Below are 16,990 nucleotides of genomic sequence, written 5' to 3'. Positions count from 1 at the left end.
ACTCCTGTCCGATCATTGTAACCGGTGGGATATATCGAACGTGGTACAGTTGATTGCATTGCACCCCACGGTGTTCACCGATTCGTGCACTTCGATCCGGGCACTGGCGCCGGGGGGTTGTTACTTACAGAAACGCATCGGCGTGGACATGGAAGCGCTCAGAGCCAGACAAGCCGCCCACCACTCTTCCCAACCTCGCCACAAACCACAGCCAGCTGACCAAAATCAGCGGCCAGAATACACAACGCCGCCTCGTCTGCATCCAGAACACAAAAGCCCGGTTCGTCAGGCCAACCCCCGGAATGAGCGTGATTGACCGCTGGGCAATAACGCCATCCGAGGGCCGTTATCCTGGTCAGCAGGGCGCTTTGACGCTCTGCGTTTTGGTTTGGCGTGGGAATTCCAGCCGGATTGCAGGCGGTCACGATTCCCCAGCGGGAAACACCTTGCCAGCGCAGAAAATTATCAAACGCCAAATCAAACACGCCAATCCGCAAGTCGAACATCCCTGTGGCGGTGTCAACCCGATAGCTCGTTGCCCGGAACGCGGCATCAAGGGCTGGCGTCTTCATTCCTCCTCGTCAACGTCAACCGGCTCAATGTCCTCCAGTGCACCCAGCCTGGCTTGCGCTTCGATCACCGGCAGGGCTTCGACGCCTTTGAGCTTGCGCTCGATCTGGCGGGTCCTTACGCCAGCGGATTCGATGCTGCGGGTGGCCTGCTCAAGCTTCTTGCGCGTGCTTTCCAGAGCTTCGCCAAATTTGCCAAACTCGGTTTTGATCGCTCCCAGGACGCCCCAGACTTCCGACGAACGCTGCTCAATAGCCAGCGTTCGGAATCCCATCTGTAAGCTGTTGAGCAGTGCCGCCAGTGTTGTCGGGCCGGCAATGCTGATGCGAAAATCGCGCTGCAAGCCATCGGCCAGTCCGGGACGGCGCAGTACTTCGGCATACAAGCCTTCGGTCGGCAGGTAGAGAATGGCAAAATCCGTGGTGAACGGCGGCTCGATATATTTGTCGCGGATTTTCTTAGCTTCGTCGCGCAGGCGCATCTCCAGGGCTTTGGCGGCTAGTTCGACGGCCACTGGGTCGGCCCGCTCCTGGGCTTCAATCAGGCGCTGATAATCCTCCATGGGGAATTTTGCGTCGATCGGTAGCCACACTGGACGTTTGTCGTCCTCGCCCATCTCGCGCCCCGGCAGACGGATGGCGAACTCAACGCGCTCGCTACTATTCGGGCGGGTAATCACATTCTTTTCGAACTGTTCGGCAGTCAACACCTGATCGAGGAGCGCCTCCAGTTGCACTTCGCCCCAAGTGCCACGGGTCTTAACGTTGGTCAGCACCTTTTTCAGATCGCCGACCCCGGCGGCCAGCGTCTGCATTTCACCGAGCCCCTTGTGCACCAACTCCAGCCGTTCGCTGACCAGCTTGAACGAGTCACCCAGACGTTGCTCCAGCGTCTCGTGCAGCTTCTCATCGACGGTCTTGCGCATCTCCTCAAGCTTGTTCGCGTTATCGGCTTGCATGACGCTAAGGCGCGCTTCAATGGACAGGCGCAACTGTTCGAAACGCTGCTCATTGCTCTGCGTCAGGCGGGCCAACTGCTGCGCAAACGCTTCGAGTTGCTGCCCCTGCAAAGCGCCCAGTTGCCCGACCTGGGCCGACAACGTCTTGGACAGGCGATCGAGCGCCTGCGACTGTTCCTCACGGTCCCCACGGGCCGCTGTTGCGGCGTCCTGACGCCCGCGCGCCATCTCCTGCCGCAATTCCCGCTCGACCCGTTCCAGACCGCTTTCGAGCGAGCGGAAATAGGGCCCCAGCAAATCGCCCGGACGTCCGGCACGATGCCATAAGAGAAGCTGCAACAAAAGCACGATAAGGCTAAGCGCTGCTAGCCCGTACAACAAATATTCACTCATTGGTTCTTTCAAAATTTTTAGTCAATTCTGCTCGTACTTTACAGTGGATTGAAAGCTTGCTCACTTGGGGCGGCCTGCAAGCACAAGCGATTACTTGTGGGTCACTTTCTGGCAACTGCCCGAGTATTACGTCAACCGCTTTGTATTTCTGCTGTGCCGCCAATTCGTCCAAGGCAGCGGTGTCAAGGTCGGCGGCACAGGCAGCACCACTAATGACAAGCAGAAACAATGCATCACGAGTTCTCATCGAGCCCCAACGTAGAAGTAACCGGCCTGCACGGCTTTTCGCGCAGGTCCGGTTAACTGTCGTTAGGCCAGCCAACTTGAGTTTTTTTGATTTCAACTATCCGTTCTAGCTGGCGCTGTCTCTCGGCAATGGCAAGTTGTTTCGCTTTGCGCTTTCCGTGGATGCTAACCGAGTATGTTCGTGATTTTTTAATTCCATTTTCATCAGTCCAGAAGGCTACCCATTTTTCCGAGTCATTCGTTCCTTTGTAAAGACCAACGCCCGGAATGCCCGATGTGTTGTTGCGCCGAACTATTGTCCGATGCCACAGGTTGTACTCCGCCGAAGAAAGCGAAGTGATAAGAGACTCTCGAAATTCAATGGCAGCCGCAAAAGCCTTTTGCTTCCCGCCAAAAACGCTATCCGAGAACATTTTTTTGATGCTGTTGCCTCCCCGTTGAATCTGTACATGCCAGCCATGCCTATTAAGGGAGGCATTGTCTATGCGGCAAATGTTGCGAAGGCGCTTCATGATTTATGAGATCGCTGATTAACCAAAGGCCTAACGTTTGACATGAAGGACGCCGCGCTGCTTTTGCGCGGCGTCCCGCTCGATGGATGGGTTGAACGAAACCGTCTCACATTGAACGACCATCGAAGTTCTGCACCGGGATAGATGCTATATCAATATCTTCAAGGCAGCGAATATTGATGGCAGCCATTTGATTTCCCTTCGGATCAATCCCTTCACCATACGGATGAATGCCACAAATGGGGCAGAAGCGGTGCTTGATAAGGTGCTTGTTGAATGTGTATGTGCTGGCTGAATCTTCAGGAGTAAGCAAGTGAAGCTTGTCGCGAGGCATAAACCACAAAAGCGAACCTTTGCGTGAGCAAATAGAGCAATTGCATGCCAATGCCTCGTTGATCTCACCTTCAACCTCGAACGCCACTTTGCCGCAGTGGCAGCTACCCTTATAGATCATATAGCTCTCCCTATTTGATGATTGCATATGAAGCGAACAGACCTTTTCAACCCTTCAATCTACATCACAGAATCACTCGCTTCGCAGATCCTTCAGGCTCATACCTCAATTGGAAAATACTTTGAGCGTGAAATCGACACGACTACTCTTGGCCTTTTCGTCCGAGTCCGACTTGGCGCCCGTTTCGACGGGTTTGCTGGGTAGCAGAAAAACGCGGTCAGCAGACACCTCGTGGGCCACCAGCCAGTCGCGCACCGCTTTCGCCCGACGCTCACCCAGCACGCGCAAATCGTCGTCATCCACCGTTGAGTTGGCCAATATCAGTTTCTCCATTTCCTCAACCGGCAGCCCTTTGACCATGCCGACCATATTGCGCGGCTTGGGGAATTTTTCGGCACGATAGACGCGTTCAAGCAATGCCGGATACTCCTGGGCGCTCACCTCGACCGTTTCCGCCGAACCGCTTTCGATAGAATTTTTCGTCAGATCCTCGCGCTTCAAGGCCCGCACTTTGCGTTCGATGCGCGCCTGCTTCAGGCCCTCGCGATCACGCTCGAGATCGACGCGCCCCTCGATCTCAAGCCTGAGCGCCGGCCGGTCGGTCAGTGCCTTGGCCAGGCTCTCGATGCGTTTCTCTGCGGCCGGGGTAATCGCCGCCCGCCCATAGTCGAACTCGACCGTCGACATTTCCTCAGCACTGCCAAACATCGAGCCGAGCAGGGCAAAGGGCGAGGTCACGGCCTTGACGAAGAGATTGACGATGACCTTGATGATCAGGCCGCCAATGCTGAACTGTGGATCATTGAGCGAGCCGGAAATGGGCAGGTTGAGGTCGATCTCACCTTTCCTGTTCTTCAGCAATGAAACGGCAAGCGTCACCGGCAGCTTGGTCGCACTCGGGCTTGCAATGGGGTCACCGAACGTCAGTTGATCGAGAAAGATCCGGTTCTCGGCCGTCAACTGATCATTCTCAATCTTGTATTTGACGAACAGGGAAAGCTTTCCCTTCTCGATCGCATAACCAGTGTACTTGCCGGAGTACGAAGAGAGCGATGTCAATTCGATGCCTTTGATCTCCGCCTGTAAATCAAGATAGGGTTTGGCCGATAGAGGATTGATCTGTGCGCTCACGGTAAGCGGCGCCACGTCATCGTAACTGCCGCGCAACTCAAGATTGGCAATGCTGCTCGGCTCCGACGACAGTCCGGTAATGCGACCGCCAATCTGCTTCAGATTCGCCGAGTAATTCGGTTTGACGAAGTTATCGCTGAATCTGACATGGCCGCCTTGCAGGGTGATCTTGCCGATCTTGATCGGCATTACCGGCTTAGCCACTGGATTCACGTCAACAACGGCCTTGCCATCGCCCGCAGTGCTCACCACCGCGCGTGTTACGCCCTGATCTACCGCCGACGGAACGACGGCAACTGCACCCTCATCATTCTTGCGAACAATCTGCAACAGGTTGAGCTTGCCTTCAGGGCTGATAATGACCCGCGCAAAAAAATCGGACAACGCCACTTCGCCGATGGAAACCGAATCCGGATTCAGATGCACATCCATTTTGCCTAAGTAGAACGATTTCCAGCGCAGAAAATCCGCCGAGTTGAGCTTATCTACCGCATAGAAATCGCCCACTGTCGCCTGCCCGGAAAAACTGCCTGCCAGTGCCGGAGCCTCGGCTTTTTTGCCGGCACCATCCTGACGCAGTTGCACATTGCCATTGACTGTCAACTGTCCGCGGGTCACGGCGATATTAAGTTTCTCGGCAAAATAGGGCTGTAGCGGCAGCAACTCAAGTGTCTTGATATCGAGATTCAGGTTGGCAGACAGCGGAAAGGGGCTCACTGTGCCATCGAGTGAAATTTCACCCTTGCGATTGAGTTTGAGGCGCGCCGTCACTTTGGCCGTCTGCCCGGGCTCGGTCGACAGATTTTCCATTTCAATGCCAAAGGCATCGATGGTTTGTGTCGCCACCGGAGAAACCGACCGGTCTTCAAAACGAATGCCGATATCATCGCCGGTATATTTGGCCAGCGTGATCTTCCAGGGCGCCGAGGTATCCTTCTGCGTCGCCTCGACAACGCGCAGCGCAGGCGGCTCAAGCCAGTCCAGCTTGCCATCGGGCGTGCGCCGGACGAGGCTGCGCACGCCTCGTGCCAAAACGTTGCCTAGCCGCACTTCGTGTTTGCTCAGATCAAGTTGCCCGCCCTTGACCGAGACGGTATCGATTTTCAGCCACTCGTCGGCAATTACTCGCCAGGCAAGATCAAACTCGGCGGGTGTTACGCCTTGGCTGTTAAGCTTCTTCAGATTGACTTCGATGGCTTCAATGCTGGCCTTGAACGGCCTGCCATGCGACTCGTCAAGCCAGCGCAGCACACCGCCGACCACCTTCACCTCGCCGAGTGACCACTCAAGCGGTGCTGAAGGCTCCGGCTTTTTGGCGGCAGGCGGATTTGGCTTGCCAGCCGCCCGCTCATTGCGCAAAAGATCGACCCAGTTGATCGTCCCTTGCCGGCTGACGCGGGCACTGATCTGCGGCGAATCCACGGCAATACGATCGATGACGAACTTGCGGCCCAAGAGATCGGCCGCAGCGATAGCCAGATCAAGTTGCTTGAACGCAAGCAGCGGTGCGCCGGAGGCATCATTGACATTGAGTTGCTTGATGGCCGCCGTACCCGACACAATCAGTGTCGAAGGCTTGTCTTTTTCCTGATGGAAAGCGAGCTTCAGTGTGCTCTCCAGAGTGCCGGATAGCACCTTGATTGGCAATTTGTACGGAACATAATCGAGGTACTTTGCCAACTCCAGATCATCAAGATCAATCGCGACCTCACTCTCCAACGAGCGGGCGAATGGCTTGCTCTTGCCTTTGATGAGCACCGGCGCTTGGTCGATACGCGCCGAAAATACGGGCTCGACAAAGCTTTCAATGGCATAGGCCATGCTTGAAATGAAGGGTAAGGACAGGTTGATGTCGCTGACAACATGCTTTTCGTCAAGCGGGCGGTCGTCGAATTCGATCACCCCGCCGGTGAGTTGAATGTTGTTGAGCGAGAACGGCGGTGTTGGATCGTCGTTCCTGGGTTTGGCCATGAATTCGTCAAACAGGTCTGAGAAGTTGTAACGCTTGTCTGACAGGCGAACGACCCTGAGCCTGGGGTTGAGCAAGCGTACTTCGCCAATGACCGGCCCACCCCGAAAAATGGACGCCGATTCAAAATTCAGATACAGGCGGTCAAAACTGGCAAAGGTCTCCCCGCCTTCACGCTCAGCAATGGCAACGCCCTCAAGGGTAATGGACAGGGCGTACGGGTTGATGCTGACGCTCTTGACGGCAACGGGACGGTGCAGGATTTTGCCCAGTTGCTCAAGCAGCGTCGATTTGACCAGCGGCGGCAGTACAAAAAACCCAAGAACTCCGACAATGACAAAGGCAAGTAGAACCCGAAGCGCATATTTTTTCGTTTTTTGGGAATTCAGAACCGCCTGAAGTTTCGCTTTATTAAGCATGATATCCAGCTGTAATTAAGAAACTGACAAGGATTTCTTCACGTGCAGTAGAGCGAGAAATTTCTCGGGTTTGGGCTTGGAACCCCTTCTTCAAAAGACGTTTTTCCACTCGCGCAGGACGGTAAACACCTCAAGCGCATCGTGTGCCTGCGCCACCCTGGCCTGTGCCGTAGCGACAAGCGCCGCTTCGCGGCAACGCAAAAATGGATTCGTCGCCTTCTCCAAGGCAAGCGTAAACGGTACGGTCGCCCAACCCTTGGCGCGCGCCACCACCACCTCGTCTACCCGCTCCCGCAATGAGCGGTTGCCGGAGTCGACCGCCAGCGCAAAACGCAGATTGGCTTCGGTATATTCGTGTGCGCAATACACAGCGGTTTGCTCGGGCAGTGCCGCCAATCGCGTCAAGGAATCGAGCATCTGCGCCGGCGTCCCCTCAAACAGCCGCCCACAACCGCCGCCGAACAGCGTGTCACCGCAAAACAGACAGCCACAACCATAATAGGCAAGGTGACCAAGGGTATGCCCAGGAACCGCAATCACTTGAAAGTCGGCACCCAGCGAGCTCAGGCAGATCGTTTCTCCACCGCGCAAAGGCTGAGTAAGGGCTGTGATAGACTCAGTCGCCGGACCGAACACCTCGGCCGGAAAATGCGCCAGCAGATCTGCCACCCCGCCCTGATGATCGGCATGATGATGGGTTACAAGGATGGAAACCAGCGTCAGCCCTTCTCGCTCAAGCACCTCGAGTACCGGGCGTGCATCGCCGGGATCGACGACAACCGCTGCGGCGCCCTTGCGCAACAGCCAGATGTAGTTATCCTTGAAGGCTGGAATCCTGATGACGTCAAACATGCCCTGATTGTGGAAGAACTGCGGAAAATGTCAATTCTCGGAATCGACAACTGGTTGCACTCGCCGCAAGGTCGCTACGTGATGGCGTGGGAGCAGGCCAAGGTGGACGCGGTTGTTGCCGATCTGTTCGGCTATAACGCGCTCCAACTCGGACTGCCGCAATACGATTTGCTCGCCCAGAACCGCATACCGCTGCGTCAGATCGCTGGCGAATCGGGGCAGGTCGATGTTCTCTGCGACCTGCGCGAATTGCCTTTCGCAGCGAATAGCATCGATCTCGTCGTCATGCCACATGTCCTTGAATTCCACGACGATCCGCACCAGATCCTGCGCGAAGTTGAGCGGGTGCTGATTCCGGAAGGGCAACTGGTGATTACCGGCTTCAACCCGCTCTCGCTGTGGGGTTTACGCCGGCGCCTGCCCAACTGCCGGAATGAATTCCCGGCCAATGGCGACTACATTTCCGTTCTGCGCCTAAAGGACTGGCTGCAACTGCTCAGCTTCGAAGTCGAACGGGGCAATTTTGGCTGTTATGCACCACCTTGCCATCATGAGCACTGGCTCAAACGCTGGCATTTCATGGAAGCGGCCGGTGACCGCTGGTGGAGCTTTGCCGGTGGTGTGTATCTCCTGCGCGCCGTCAAGCGGGTGCATGGCATGCGCCTCATCCTGCCACCCTGGAACCAGAAAAAATTACCGCACAAGGCGCTCACCGCCGTTACCCAAAAGGAAATTGAATAACGTGGCCAATGAAAAAATCATTGTTGTTTACGCTGACGGCGGCTGCCGTGGCAACCCCGGCCCGGGCGGTTGGGGCGTCCTCATGCAAAGCGGCGACAGCAAGAAGGAACTGTGGGGCGGCGAATCGGACACCACCAACAACCGGATGGAACTGACCGCCGTCATCCGCGCACTCGAAGCACTCAAACACCCGGCCACCGTTCGCGTGCACACGGATTCGCAGTATGTACAAAAAGGGATCAGCGAGTGGATTCACAACTGGAAACGCAACGGCTGGCGCACCACCGACAAGAAGCCGGTCAAGAACGCCGATCTCTGGCAACAGCTCGACGGCCTCGCCAAGCCTCATGAAATCAAGTGGCTATGGGTCAAAGGTCACGCCGGACACCCCGGCAATGAACGCGCCGACGCACTGGCCAATCGCGGCATCGACGAGTTGCTGGCCGCAGGCTGAGCAACATGCGATTTACCCTGAACAAACCTTGACCGGACAAAGCAAGCATGCGCCAGATCTTCCTCGATACCGAAACAACCGGCCTTGAACACAAGCTCGGGCACCGCATCATCGAAATAGGTGGCGTCGAAATGCGCAACCGGCGCCTGACCAATCGGCACTTTCACCGCTACCTGAACCCGGAACGGGACATTGATGCCGGAGCGCTCGCCGTCCATGGCATCAGCCTCGATTTCCTGCAAGACAAGCCGCACTTTGCCGACATCGCCGCCGAATTTCTCGATTTCGTGCGTGGCGCCGAACTGATCATTCACAATGCCGCCTTTGACATCGGCTTTCTCAACGCCGAACTCGCCCTGCTCGACATGGCGCCGATTGACGCCGTATGCCATGGCGTGCTCGACACCTTGCGCATGGCCAAGGATCTGCATCCGGGCAAGAAAAACAATCTCAACGCTTTGTGCGAACGTTATGGAGTCGACAACTCGCGCCGCACCCTGCACGGCGCCCTGCTCGACGCCGAGATTCTGGCCGAAGTCTATGTGGCGATGACCCGCGGTCAGGAAAGCCTGATTATGGACCTGGCCAACGACACCACAGACCAACAGACAAGCGATGAACTGGCGCAGGCTGGCCGACCACGCCGGTCACAGTGCATCCTGCGCGCCAGCGCGGACGAACTCGCCGAACACGCGGCGCTGCTCACCACCATCCAGAAAGAAAGCAAAGGCAATTGCCTATGGCTTGCGGGCGAAACCGGCTCTTGATGCGCAGGCCCGATTCACAACGCCACTGGCGACACGCTCTCTGTGTACGCCAGCGCACGGAATTTTCGTTTTTTCGCGACTATCCTGGTCAAGCACGCAAGGGAACATGACATCAATCCACGCACAGTACTGAGCAGTGCGCGGCCCTGTTTTTTCAATTACCAGGAGCGAATACCATGTCGCAAAGGGATCTGTATATCACCAAAATGAAACTCCAACTCGACGAGTTGAACTTGAATTTGAGCAAACTCGAAGCCAAAGCACGGGAAGCGAAGGAGAGTGCGCGTGAAAAATACAAGGAAGAAATGGACAAGCTGCATCAGCAGTCCAAACTGGCAATCGCCAAACTCGATGAATTGAAAGCTGCTGGTGAAGACGCCTGGGAAACCGCGGCCAGCGAAATGGAAAAAATTCGCGACGCGTTTATCCACTCCTTCAATTACTTCAAATCTCAGTTGTAAGCCGGGCGCAGTAACCGGCTCGAACACGGATAGCCTGAGCCCTTTAAGTGTTACCGGGCGTCTCAGTGGGACGCTTTGGGCGTCGATGCTGTCGCTTTGGCGGCCGACCGTCAGGGCGATTCTCCTGGGGCCGTGCGTCCGGTCGTGGGCCATTGTTGCTCTTGGCCCCCAAGTTATGATCGGGCCGACGAAACTGAGCCGATGAACCACCCGGTCGCTTTTCAGCCTGCCGGGCCGACTCTCTGTTTCCGGGTGCCGTGCGGATTTCGAGCTCGTTCAACTCGTCCCACTGTTCATCGGTACGATCCCGCTCAGGGATGGCAGTCAGTTCGCGAATCCGACGACGCGGATCGATGGGTTCTGGATCGTTCATGCCGACATTATGGACCACTGAGCGGCACTCGTTCAATACTCCCGAAAAATGTAGCAGGCCAATAAACTCAAAACAATCGATTTAGTGCTGCGTTCAGCCCTATAATTCCCCTCTTTTTTTGAGTCCTCCGCATGTGGTTCAGAAACCTCCAGCTCTACCGCCTACCCAAAAACTGGGCAGCCAATCCTGAGCAGCTTGAACAAAAGCTGTCCGCGCAAACCCTGCTGCCCTGCAGCGCAAGCGCCATGCAGAGCATCGGCTGGGTCGCGCCACGCCCTGGCGGGCCGCTGGTCCATGCCGTAAACCGGCAATGGCTACTGGCGCTCGGCGTCGAACAAAAACTGTTGCCCGCCTCGGTGGTCAAGCAGTTCGCCGATGAGCGTGCGAAAGACATCGAGGACCGCGAAGGTCGCCGGGTTGGCCGCAAGGAAATGCGCGAACTGCGCGAAGCGATGAGCATCGAACTGATGCCGCGCGCCTTCATTCGCCGCCGTACCACCTGGGGCTGGATTGATCCGCTCAACGGCTGGCTGGTCATCGACGCCGCCTCCCCGGCCAAGGCCGAGGAATTTCTCGAACATCTGCACAAATCGGTCGACAGCCTGCCAGCCAGGCTGCTTCAGGTCACGCAATCGCCCTCGGCGGCAATGACCGGCTGGGTCGCTGATGGCGAGGCGCCGGGCAGCTTTACGCTGGATCAGGATCTCGAACTGCGCTCGGCTGAGAACGCGACGGTGCGTTATGTCAAGCACACCCTGGAAGGTGAGGAAATTCGCCAGCACATTGCTGCCGGCAAGGTCGTCACGCGACTGGCGATGACCTGGGGCGAGCGCATCTCCTTCCTACTCAACGAGAATCTGCAAATCAAGCGCCTGAGCTTCCTCGATATTCTCAAGGAAGAAGCGGATGGTCAGGCCGAAAACGAAGAGGAACGCTTCGACATCGATTTCGCGCTGATGTCCGGCGAAGTCGCACGCCTGCTTGATGATCTGCTCGCAGCCCTGGGCGGCGAGCAGGAAAAGCCAGCCCGAAACGCTCGGTAGACGGAAGAGGGCGCATCAAGCGTGAAAAATGCCGCTGCGCCGCAGCCGGCCACCTGGTTCCTGTACCTGATTGAATGCCTTGACGGCAGCATCTACACCGGCATCGCCCTGGACGTCGCGGCCCGCTATGCGGCCCACGTCAGCGGCAAAGGCGCCCGCTATACGCGCACCCACCCGCCCGCCAGATTGCTGGCGACCATGGCTTATCCGGATCGCTCCAGCGCCTTGAAGGCCGAATACCGGATCAAGCAACTCAGGCCGGCGGCAAAACGACTTTTGGTTGCGCAGTTGTCTACACACGCGCCCTTAATCATCCGTACAGCCATTCGATCGAACCCTGGCAGCGTATATAATGCACAGTTTATTTCAGTGCTCAGAACAATCATGGAAGCCGAACAGCTCAATATCATCGCCAACCGACTCGTGGATCTCGCCCAACGCGCCACCGAGTTGCGGAGGTATCTTTGACTACGATCAGAAATTCGATCAGCTAGGCGCCGTATCACGCGAGCTTGAAGACCCGAAGGTCTGGGATAACACAGACCGTGCGCAAGAACTTTCCAAAGAAAAGAAATCGCTCGAAAACGTCGTATTGACCATTGACCAGGTCAGCGACGGCCTCAAAGACGCTGACGAGTTGTTTACCATGGCGCGCGAGGAGGGCGATGATGACACGCTAAATGCCGTGGCCAGCGACGTCGACGACATCGAGAAGCGGATTGCGACGCTCGAATTCCGCCGCATGTTCAACAACCCGGCCGACCCGCTCAACTGTTTCATCGACATCCAGTCCGGCGCCGGTGGTACCGAAGCCCAGGACTGGGCGTCGATGCTGCTGCGCATGTACATCAAATACGGCGAGCGCAAGGGCTACACCGTCGACGTGATGGAAGAATCCGAGGGCGATGTCGCTGGCATCAAAACGGCGACAATCAAGCTGACCGGCGACTACTGTTTCGGCATGCTGCGTTCGGAAACCGGCATTCATCGCTTGGTCCGTAAATCGCCGTTCGACTCCAACGCTCGTCGCCATACCAGCTTCTGCTCGATCTTCGTCTACCCGGAAATCGACGATTCGTTCGAAATCGACATCAACCCGGCCGATCTGCGCGTCGACACCTACCGCGCCTCGGGAGCCGGCGGTCAGCACATCAACAAGACCGACTCGGCGGTGCGTATCACGCACATCCCGACGGGAATCGTCGTGCAGTGCCAGAACGACCGCTCGCAACACCGCAACCGCGCCGAGGCGATGGCCATGCTCAAATCGCGCATGTACGAAGCCGAGATTCGCAAGCGCCAAGCCGAACAACAGAAACTCGAAGATTCGAAGACCGACATCGGCTGGGGTCACCAGATACGCTCCTACGTGCTCGACCAGTCGCGCATCAAGGATCTACGCACCAACGTCGAAGTCGGCCACACCCAGAGCGTGCTCGACGGCGATCTCGACCAGTTCATCGAAGCCAGCTTGAAACAGGGCGTCTGAGTCCGGCGCCTTCCCCTCACTTCAAACATTGATTGCGAGACACACTATGTCCGAACCAAGCAACGCGACGCCCGCCCCCGCTGCGCAGGACGAAAACCACATCATCGCCGAGCGCCGGGTCAAACTCGCTGAATGGCGCGCTACCGGCAAGGCCTACCCGAACGATTTTTCCCGCGAAAACACTGCCGGCAAGATCGCCGAGGTTTACGCCGCCAAGCCCGGCGAAGAACTCGAAGCGGCGCCGGTCGAGGTCAAGATTGCCGGCCGTATCATGCTCAAGCGCGTCATGGGCAAGGCCTCCTTCATCTCGATCGCCGACCTCTCCGGCCGCATCCAGCTCTACGTTGCCCGCGACAAGGTTGGCGAAGAGAGCTACGCCACCTTCAAGCGCTGGGATATCGGCGACATCATTGGCGCAGTCGGCACCCTGTTCCGCACCAAAACCGGAGAACTGACCGTCCAGTGTTCGGAAATCCTGCTGCTCTCCAAGTCGCTGCGCCCGCTGCCTGAAAAATTCCACGGCCTCACCGATCAAGAACAGAAGTACCGCATGCGCTACCTCGACCTGATCATGAGCGAGCAGTCGCGGTTCACGTTTGTCGCGCGCAGCCGCATCGTGCAGTCGATCCGCAACTACATGACCGACCACGGCTTCCTCGAAGTCGAAACGCCGATGATGCACCCGATCCCCGGCGGCGCCTCGGCCCGCCCGTTCAAGACGCATCACAATGCACTTGACATGGAACTGTTCCTGCGCATCGCGCCGGAGCTCTATCTGAAAAAACTGGTTGTTGGCGGCTTCGAAAAAGTCTTCGAAATGAACCGCAATTTCCGCAATGAGGGAATGAGTCCACGACACAACCCCGAGTTCACCATGATGGAGTTCTACGAGGCCTATACCGAATACCGCAAGTTGATGGATTTCACCGAAGGCCTGCTGCGCCACGCGGCACGCGACGCACTGGGCACTGAAGTCTTTGCGTATCAGGGACGCACGCTCGACCTGTCCAAGCCTTTTGACCGGCTAACGATGGTCGAAGCGATCCACAAATACCGCCCTCAATACACGCTCGAACAATTGAATGATGGCCAGTGGCTCAGGCAAAAACTCACAGCGATGAAGGTTGAGGTCAAGAATGACATGGGGCTGGGCACGCTGCAACTATTGATGTTTGAAGAAACGACTGAAGCCGATCTGTGGGATCCGACCTTCATCATCGACTATCCGGCCGAAATCAGCCCATTGGCGCGCAGCAGCGACAGTAATCCGGAGATCACCGAACGCTTCGAACTGTTCATCGTCGGTCGCGAGATTGCCAACGCCTTCTCCGAGCTTAATGACCCGGAAGACCAGGCGGCGCGTTTCATGCAGCAAGCCAAGGCCAAGGACGCTGGCGACGAAGAAGCAATGTTCTACGACGCCGACTACATCCGCGCTCTCGAATACGGCCTCCCGCCGACCGGCGGCTGCGGCATCGGCATCGACCGCCTGGTCATGCTGCTCACCGATTCAGCCAACATCCGCGACGTAATCCTTTTCCCACAGATGCGCCCTGAGTAAGGTAGCGAACGCTACCTTACGAAGAAGTACTCTTGGGGTGCGCCCTGAGTGACGCAGCGCAGGCTGCGTCGCGAAGAAGCGCAAGTGCTAGTATTCGACTGTCACATCCAACACCGCCTCTGGAGACACCATGAAACTCGAGACCCTCGCCGTACACGCCGGCTACAGCCCAGAACCGACGACCAAGGCGGTCGCCGTCCCGATTTACCAGACCACTTCGTACGCCTTCGACAGTACGCAGCACGGCGCTGATCTTTTCGATCTCAAGGTCCCGGGCAACATCTATACGCGCATCATGAATCCGACGCAGGACGTGCTCGAGAAGCGCGTCGCCGCGCTGGAAGGTGGGATTGCCGGACTGGCGCTGGCCTCCGGCATGGCCGCCATCACCTACGCCATCATGACTATCGCCGAAGCTGGCGACAACATCGTCTCTGCGTCAACGCTCTATGGCGGCAGCTACAACCTCTTTGCCCATACCCTGCCGCAGTACGGCATCGAGGTGCGTTTTGCCGATTACAGCCAGCCGGCATCCTTCGAAACGCTGATCGACGCCCGGACCAAGGCCATCTTTTGCGAGTCGGTCGGCAATCCGCTAGGCAACGTCACCGACTTCGAACAACTCGCCGAAATTGCCCACCGCCATGGCGTGCCTCTGATCGTCGACAACACCGTACCCTCACCCTACCTGTGCCGCCCCTTCGAACATGGCGCCGACATCGTGGTGCATGCGCTGACCAAATACATTGGCGGTCACGGCAACTCGATCGGCGGCATCATCGTCGATAGCGGGAAATTCCCGTGGGCCGAGCACAAGGCGAAGTTCAAGCGCCTCAACGAACCGGACGTCTCCTACCACGGCGTCATCTATACCGAAGCACTTGGCGCTGCCGCCTTTATCGGACGTGCGCGCGTCGTCCCCCTGCGCAACATGGGCGCCGCCCTGTCACCGTTCAATGCCTTTCTCATCCTGCAGGGCCTGGAGACACTGCCCCTGCGCATGGACCGCATCTGCGAAAATGCGCAGAAAGTTGCCGAATTCCTCAAAGGCCACACCAGAGTGACGTGGGTCAATTACGCCGGTCTGCCCGAACACAAGGATCATGCCCTGGTGCAAAAATACATGAGTGGCCGCGCTTCCGGCATTCTCACCTTCGGCGTCAAAGGAGGAAGTCAGGGCGGCGGCCGCTTCCAGGATGCACTGCAACTATTCACCCGCCTGGTGAACATCGGCGACAATAAATCTCTGGCCTGTCACCCGGCGACAACCACTCACCGCCAGCTCGGGGCGAACGAAATGGCCAAGGCTGGCGTCTCGGAAGACATGATCCGCCTATCGATCGGTATTGAGCACATCGACGATCTACTGGCCGATCTCGATCAGGCACTGGCCGCCACATGATCCCGTTCGTCTGCTCATTCAAACCTATTGTCAGGTTTATGCCTGATCATCGCCTTCTTTGCGCTACGATTCGGAAATTCGCTTAGCCATAGCCCCAGAATGAATTCTGCCAACAGCTATTCGCCTTTGCCCAACGCCTGTGCTGAGGACGATGAAATCAGACGCTACGCGGGATTGCTCGACAGTCTGGGCGTCGGTTTGATGGTCTTTTCCTCCGACGCTTCGCCTTTCCTGAACAACAATATGGCCGGCAAGCTGCTCGGAGGGGCCACGCCCAACTGGTTGAACGAAAGCGGCCAGACCATGGTCAATGACGACCTGCCGCTCACCCTGGCGCTGCGCACGTCACAACCGGTTTTTGACTGCATTATGGCCTTGACCAACGAGCAGGCCCACACCACCTGGCTCAGCGTCAATGCACTGCCTGTGTTCTCGGAAAATGGGAGCGTTCGCCGTGTTCTCCTGACACTCGACGACCTGACCCGTCTGAAAGACCTGCAACGTGAAATCGGCGATTTGACAACGCATGACCCCCTGACAGGCGCCTTCAACCATCGCTTCATCACGCAACTGCTCGAAAACGAAATACACCGCGCACAACGTTATGGCACCCCGTTCACAGTCGCACAACTTGACGTCGATTTTTTCCAGTCACTATGCCAAAAGCATGGTCAGGAAAAAGGCGAGTTGGTACTTGCCGGCATTGGCAAGCTACTGCGCGAAAGTGTGCGCGAGATGGATATGGTCGGCCGCATCGGCAACGATGAATTTCTGCTGATTTTACCGAATGTCCGACTTAATGACGCCATCATCGGGATGGAGCGCCTTCGCTCGCTTATCGAGTTGCAGGCCGTCACCGACGACAGGCTGTTTGTAACGGTCAGCGGGGGCATCACCGAATACTCTGGAGAGAATTCGACGGCGATTCTGGAACGCAGCAAATCCCTGCTCATCAACGCACGTGAAGCGGGGCGCAATCGTTTCTGCCTGGATCCAGATATTCTTTAGCCGGTTCTAGTGAACTGCTGCTGGCCTTATCAACCAACTCTATCAGACAAGTAATCTTTGGTGCCCCGACCCAGAGTCGAACTGGGACGCCTTGCGGCGCGGGATTTTGAATCCCGTGCGTCTACCGATTCCGCCATCGGGGCCAAGGTTCGCACGAGACGAACTGAAGGAGGCCGAATTATCCTCG

Annotated in this window: 15 protein-coding genes, 1 tRNA gene and 1 pseudogene; 10 read left to right on the top strand and 7 right to left on the bottom strand. The window is 57.1% G+C overall.

Annotation, left to right across the window (positions count from 1 at the left end; all coding sequences use genetic code 11):
- Positions 1–158: 158 nt before the first annotated feature.
- From Q1J43_RS15715 to gloB, 6 genes are all read right to left on the bottom strand, one after another.
- Positions 159–572, bottom strand: coding sequence for a DUF3293 domain-containing protein (locus Q1J43_RS15715; RefSeq protein WP_301103455.1), 414 nt, complete (start codon positions 570–572; stop codon positions 159–161).
- Complete coding sequence (rmuC, locus tag Q1J43_RS15710) at positions 569–1,921, bottom strand: DNA recombination protein RmuC (protein WP_301103454.1); 1,353 nt, start codon at positions 1,919–1,921, stop codon at positions 569–571. The genes Q1J43_RS15715 and rmuC overlap by 4 nt, the downstream gene beginning before the upstream one ends.
- Positions 1,922–2,220: 299 nt before the next feature.
- The gene (locus Q1J43_RS15705) at positions 2,221–2,679 is read right to left on the bottom strand and encodes an AP2/ERF family transcription factor (RefSeq protein WP_301103453.1); all 459 of its coding nucleotides are present in this window, start codon (positions 2,677–2,679) and stop codon (positions 2,221–2,223) included.
- Between the two features lie 106 nt (positions 2,680–2,785).
- Positions 2,786–3,133, bottom strand: a complete 348-nt coding sequence (locus Q1J43_RS15700) for a GFA family protein (protein WP_301103452.1) — start codon at positions 3,131–3,133, stop codon at positions 2,786–2,788.
- Positions 3,134–3,238: 105 nt separating this feature from the next.
- Positions 3,239–6,652, bottom strand: a complete 3,414-nt coding sequence (locus Q1J43_RS15695) for a DUF748 domain-containing protein (RefSeq protein ID WP_301103451.1) — start codon at positions 6,650–6,652, stop codon at positions 3,239–3,241.
- Between the two features lie 90 nt (positions 6,653–6,742).
- Positions 6,743–7,504, bottom strand: a complete 762-nt coding sequence (gloB, locus tag Q1J43_RS15690; RefSeq protein ID WP_301103450.1) for a hydroxyacylglutathione hydrolase — start codon at positions 7,502–7,504, stop codon at positions 6,743–6,745.
- Between the two features lie 27 nt (positions 7,505–7,531).
- Between gloB and Q1J43_RS15685 the strand changes: the two genes are divergently transcribed.
- The 10 genes and pseudogenes from Q1J43_RS15685 to Q1J43_RS15640 all read left to right on the top strand — a co-directional run bounded on the left by Q1J43_RS15685 (position 7,532) and on the right by Q1J43_RS15640 (position 16,803).
- The gene (locus Q1J43_RS15685) at positions 7,532–8,245 is read left to right on the top strand and encodes a class I SAM-dependent methyltransferase (protein WP_301103449.1); all 714 of its coding nucleotides are present in this window, start codon (positions 7,532–7,534) and stop codon (positions 8,243–8,245) included.
- A gap of 1 nt (position 8,246) precedes the next feature.
- A complete protein-coding gene (gene rnhA, locus Q1J43_RS15680) occupies positions 8,247–8,699 on the top strand; it encodes a ribonuclease HI (RefSeq protein ID WP_301103448.1) in 453 nt (150 codons plus the stop codon).
- Between the two features lie 47 nt (positions 8,700–8,746).
- Positions 8,747–9,466, top strand: a complete 720-nt coding sequence (gene dnaQ, locus Q1J43_RS15675) for a DNA polymerase III subunit epsilon (protein ID WP_301103447.1) — start codon at positions 8,747–8,749, stop codon at positions 9,464–9,466.
- A 176-nt stretch (positions 9,467–9,642) separates the two neighbouring features.
- Positions 9,643–9,927, top strand: a complete 285-nt coding sequence (locus Q1J43_RS15670) for a hypothetical protein (RefSeq protein WP_301103446.1) — start codon at positions 9,643–9,645, stop codon at positions 9,925–9,927.
- 504 nt (positions 9,928–10,431) lie between these two features.
- On the top strand, positions 10,432–11,343 hold the full coding sequence (locus Q1J43_RS15665) for a recombination-associated protein RdgC (protein WP_301103445.1): 912 nt from the start codon (positions 10,432–10,434) through the stop codon (positions 11,341–11,343).
- 21 nt (positions 11,344–11,364) lie between these two features.
- Positions 11,365–11,589, top strand: a pseudogene (locus tag Q1J43_RS15660) (GIY-YIG nuclease family protein); the annotation flags it as partial.
- A gap of 138 nt (positions 11,590–11,727) precedes the next feature.
- Positions 11,728–12,832, top strand: a protein-coding gene (prfB, locus tag Q1J43_RS15655; protein WP_301103473.1) for a peptide chain release factor 2 whose coding sequence is annotated in 2 segments (ribosomal slippage) — positions 11,728–11,808 and positions 11,810–12,832 — 1,104 coding nt in all. Because the reading frame shifts where the segments join, the coding sequence is not laid out codon by codon here.
- Between the two features lie 46 nt (positions 12,833–12,878).
- Positions 12,879–14,393: a lysine--tRNA ligase gene (lysS, locus tag Q1J43_RS15650; protein WP_301103444.1), complete on the top strand. Its 1,515-nt coding sequence runs from the start codon at positions 12,879–12,881 to the stop codon at positions 14,391–14,393.
- 130 nt (positions 14,394–14,523) lie between these two features.
- Entirely contained in the window at positions 14,524–15,795 is a 1,272-nt protein-coding gene (locus Q1J43_RS15645) for an aminotransferase class I/II-fold pyridoxal phosphate-dependent enzyme (protein ID WP_301103443.1), read from the top strand.
- 99 nt (positions 15,796–15,894) lie between these two features.
- Positions 15,895–16,803: a GGDEF domain-containing protein gene (locus Q1J43_RS15640; RefSeq protein WP_301103442.1), complete on the top strand. Its 909-nt coding sequence runs from the start codon at positions 15,895–15,897 to the stop codon at positions 16,801–16,803.
- 58 nt (positions 16,804–16,861) lie between these two features.
- Here Q1J43_RS15640 and Q1J43_RS15635 read toward each other — a convergent pair.
- Positions 16,862–16,946 (bottom strand) — tRNA-Leu (locus tag Q1J43_RS15635).
- Between the last annotated feature and the right edge of the window lie 44 nt (positions 16,947–16,990).

This window comes from Propionivibrio sp. (assembly GCF_029255185.1).
Lineage (GTDB): Bacteria > Pseudomonadota > Gammaproteobacteria > Burkholderiales > Rhodocyclaceae > Propionivibrio.
Note: the sequence above shows the minus strand (reverse complement) of the source record. Positions and strands in the feature narration are given on the sequence as shown.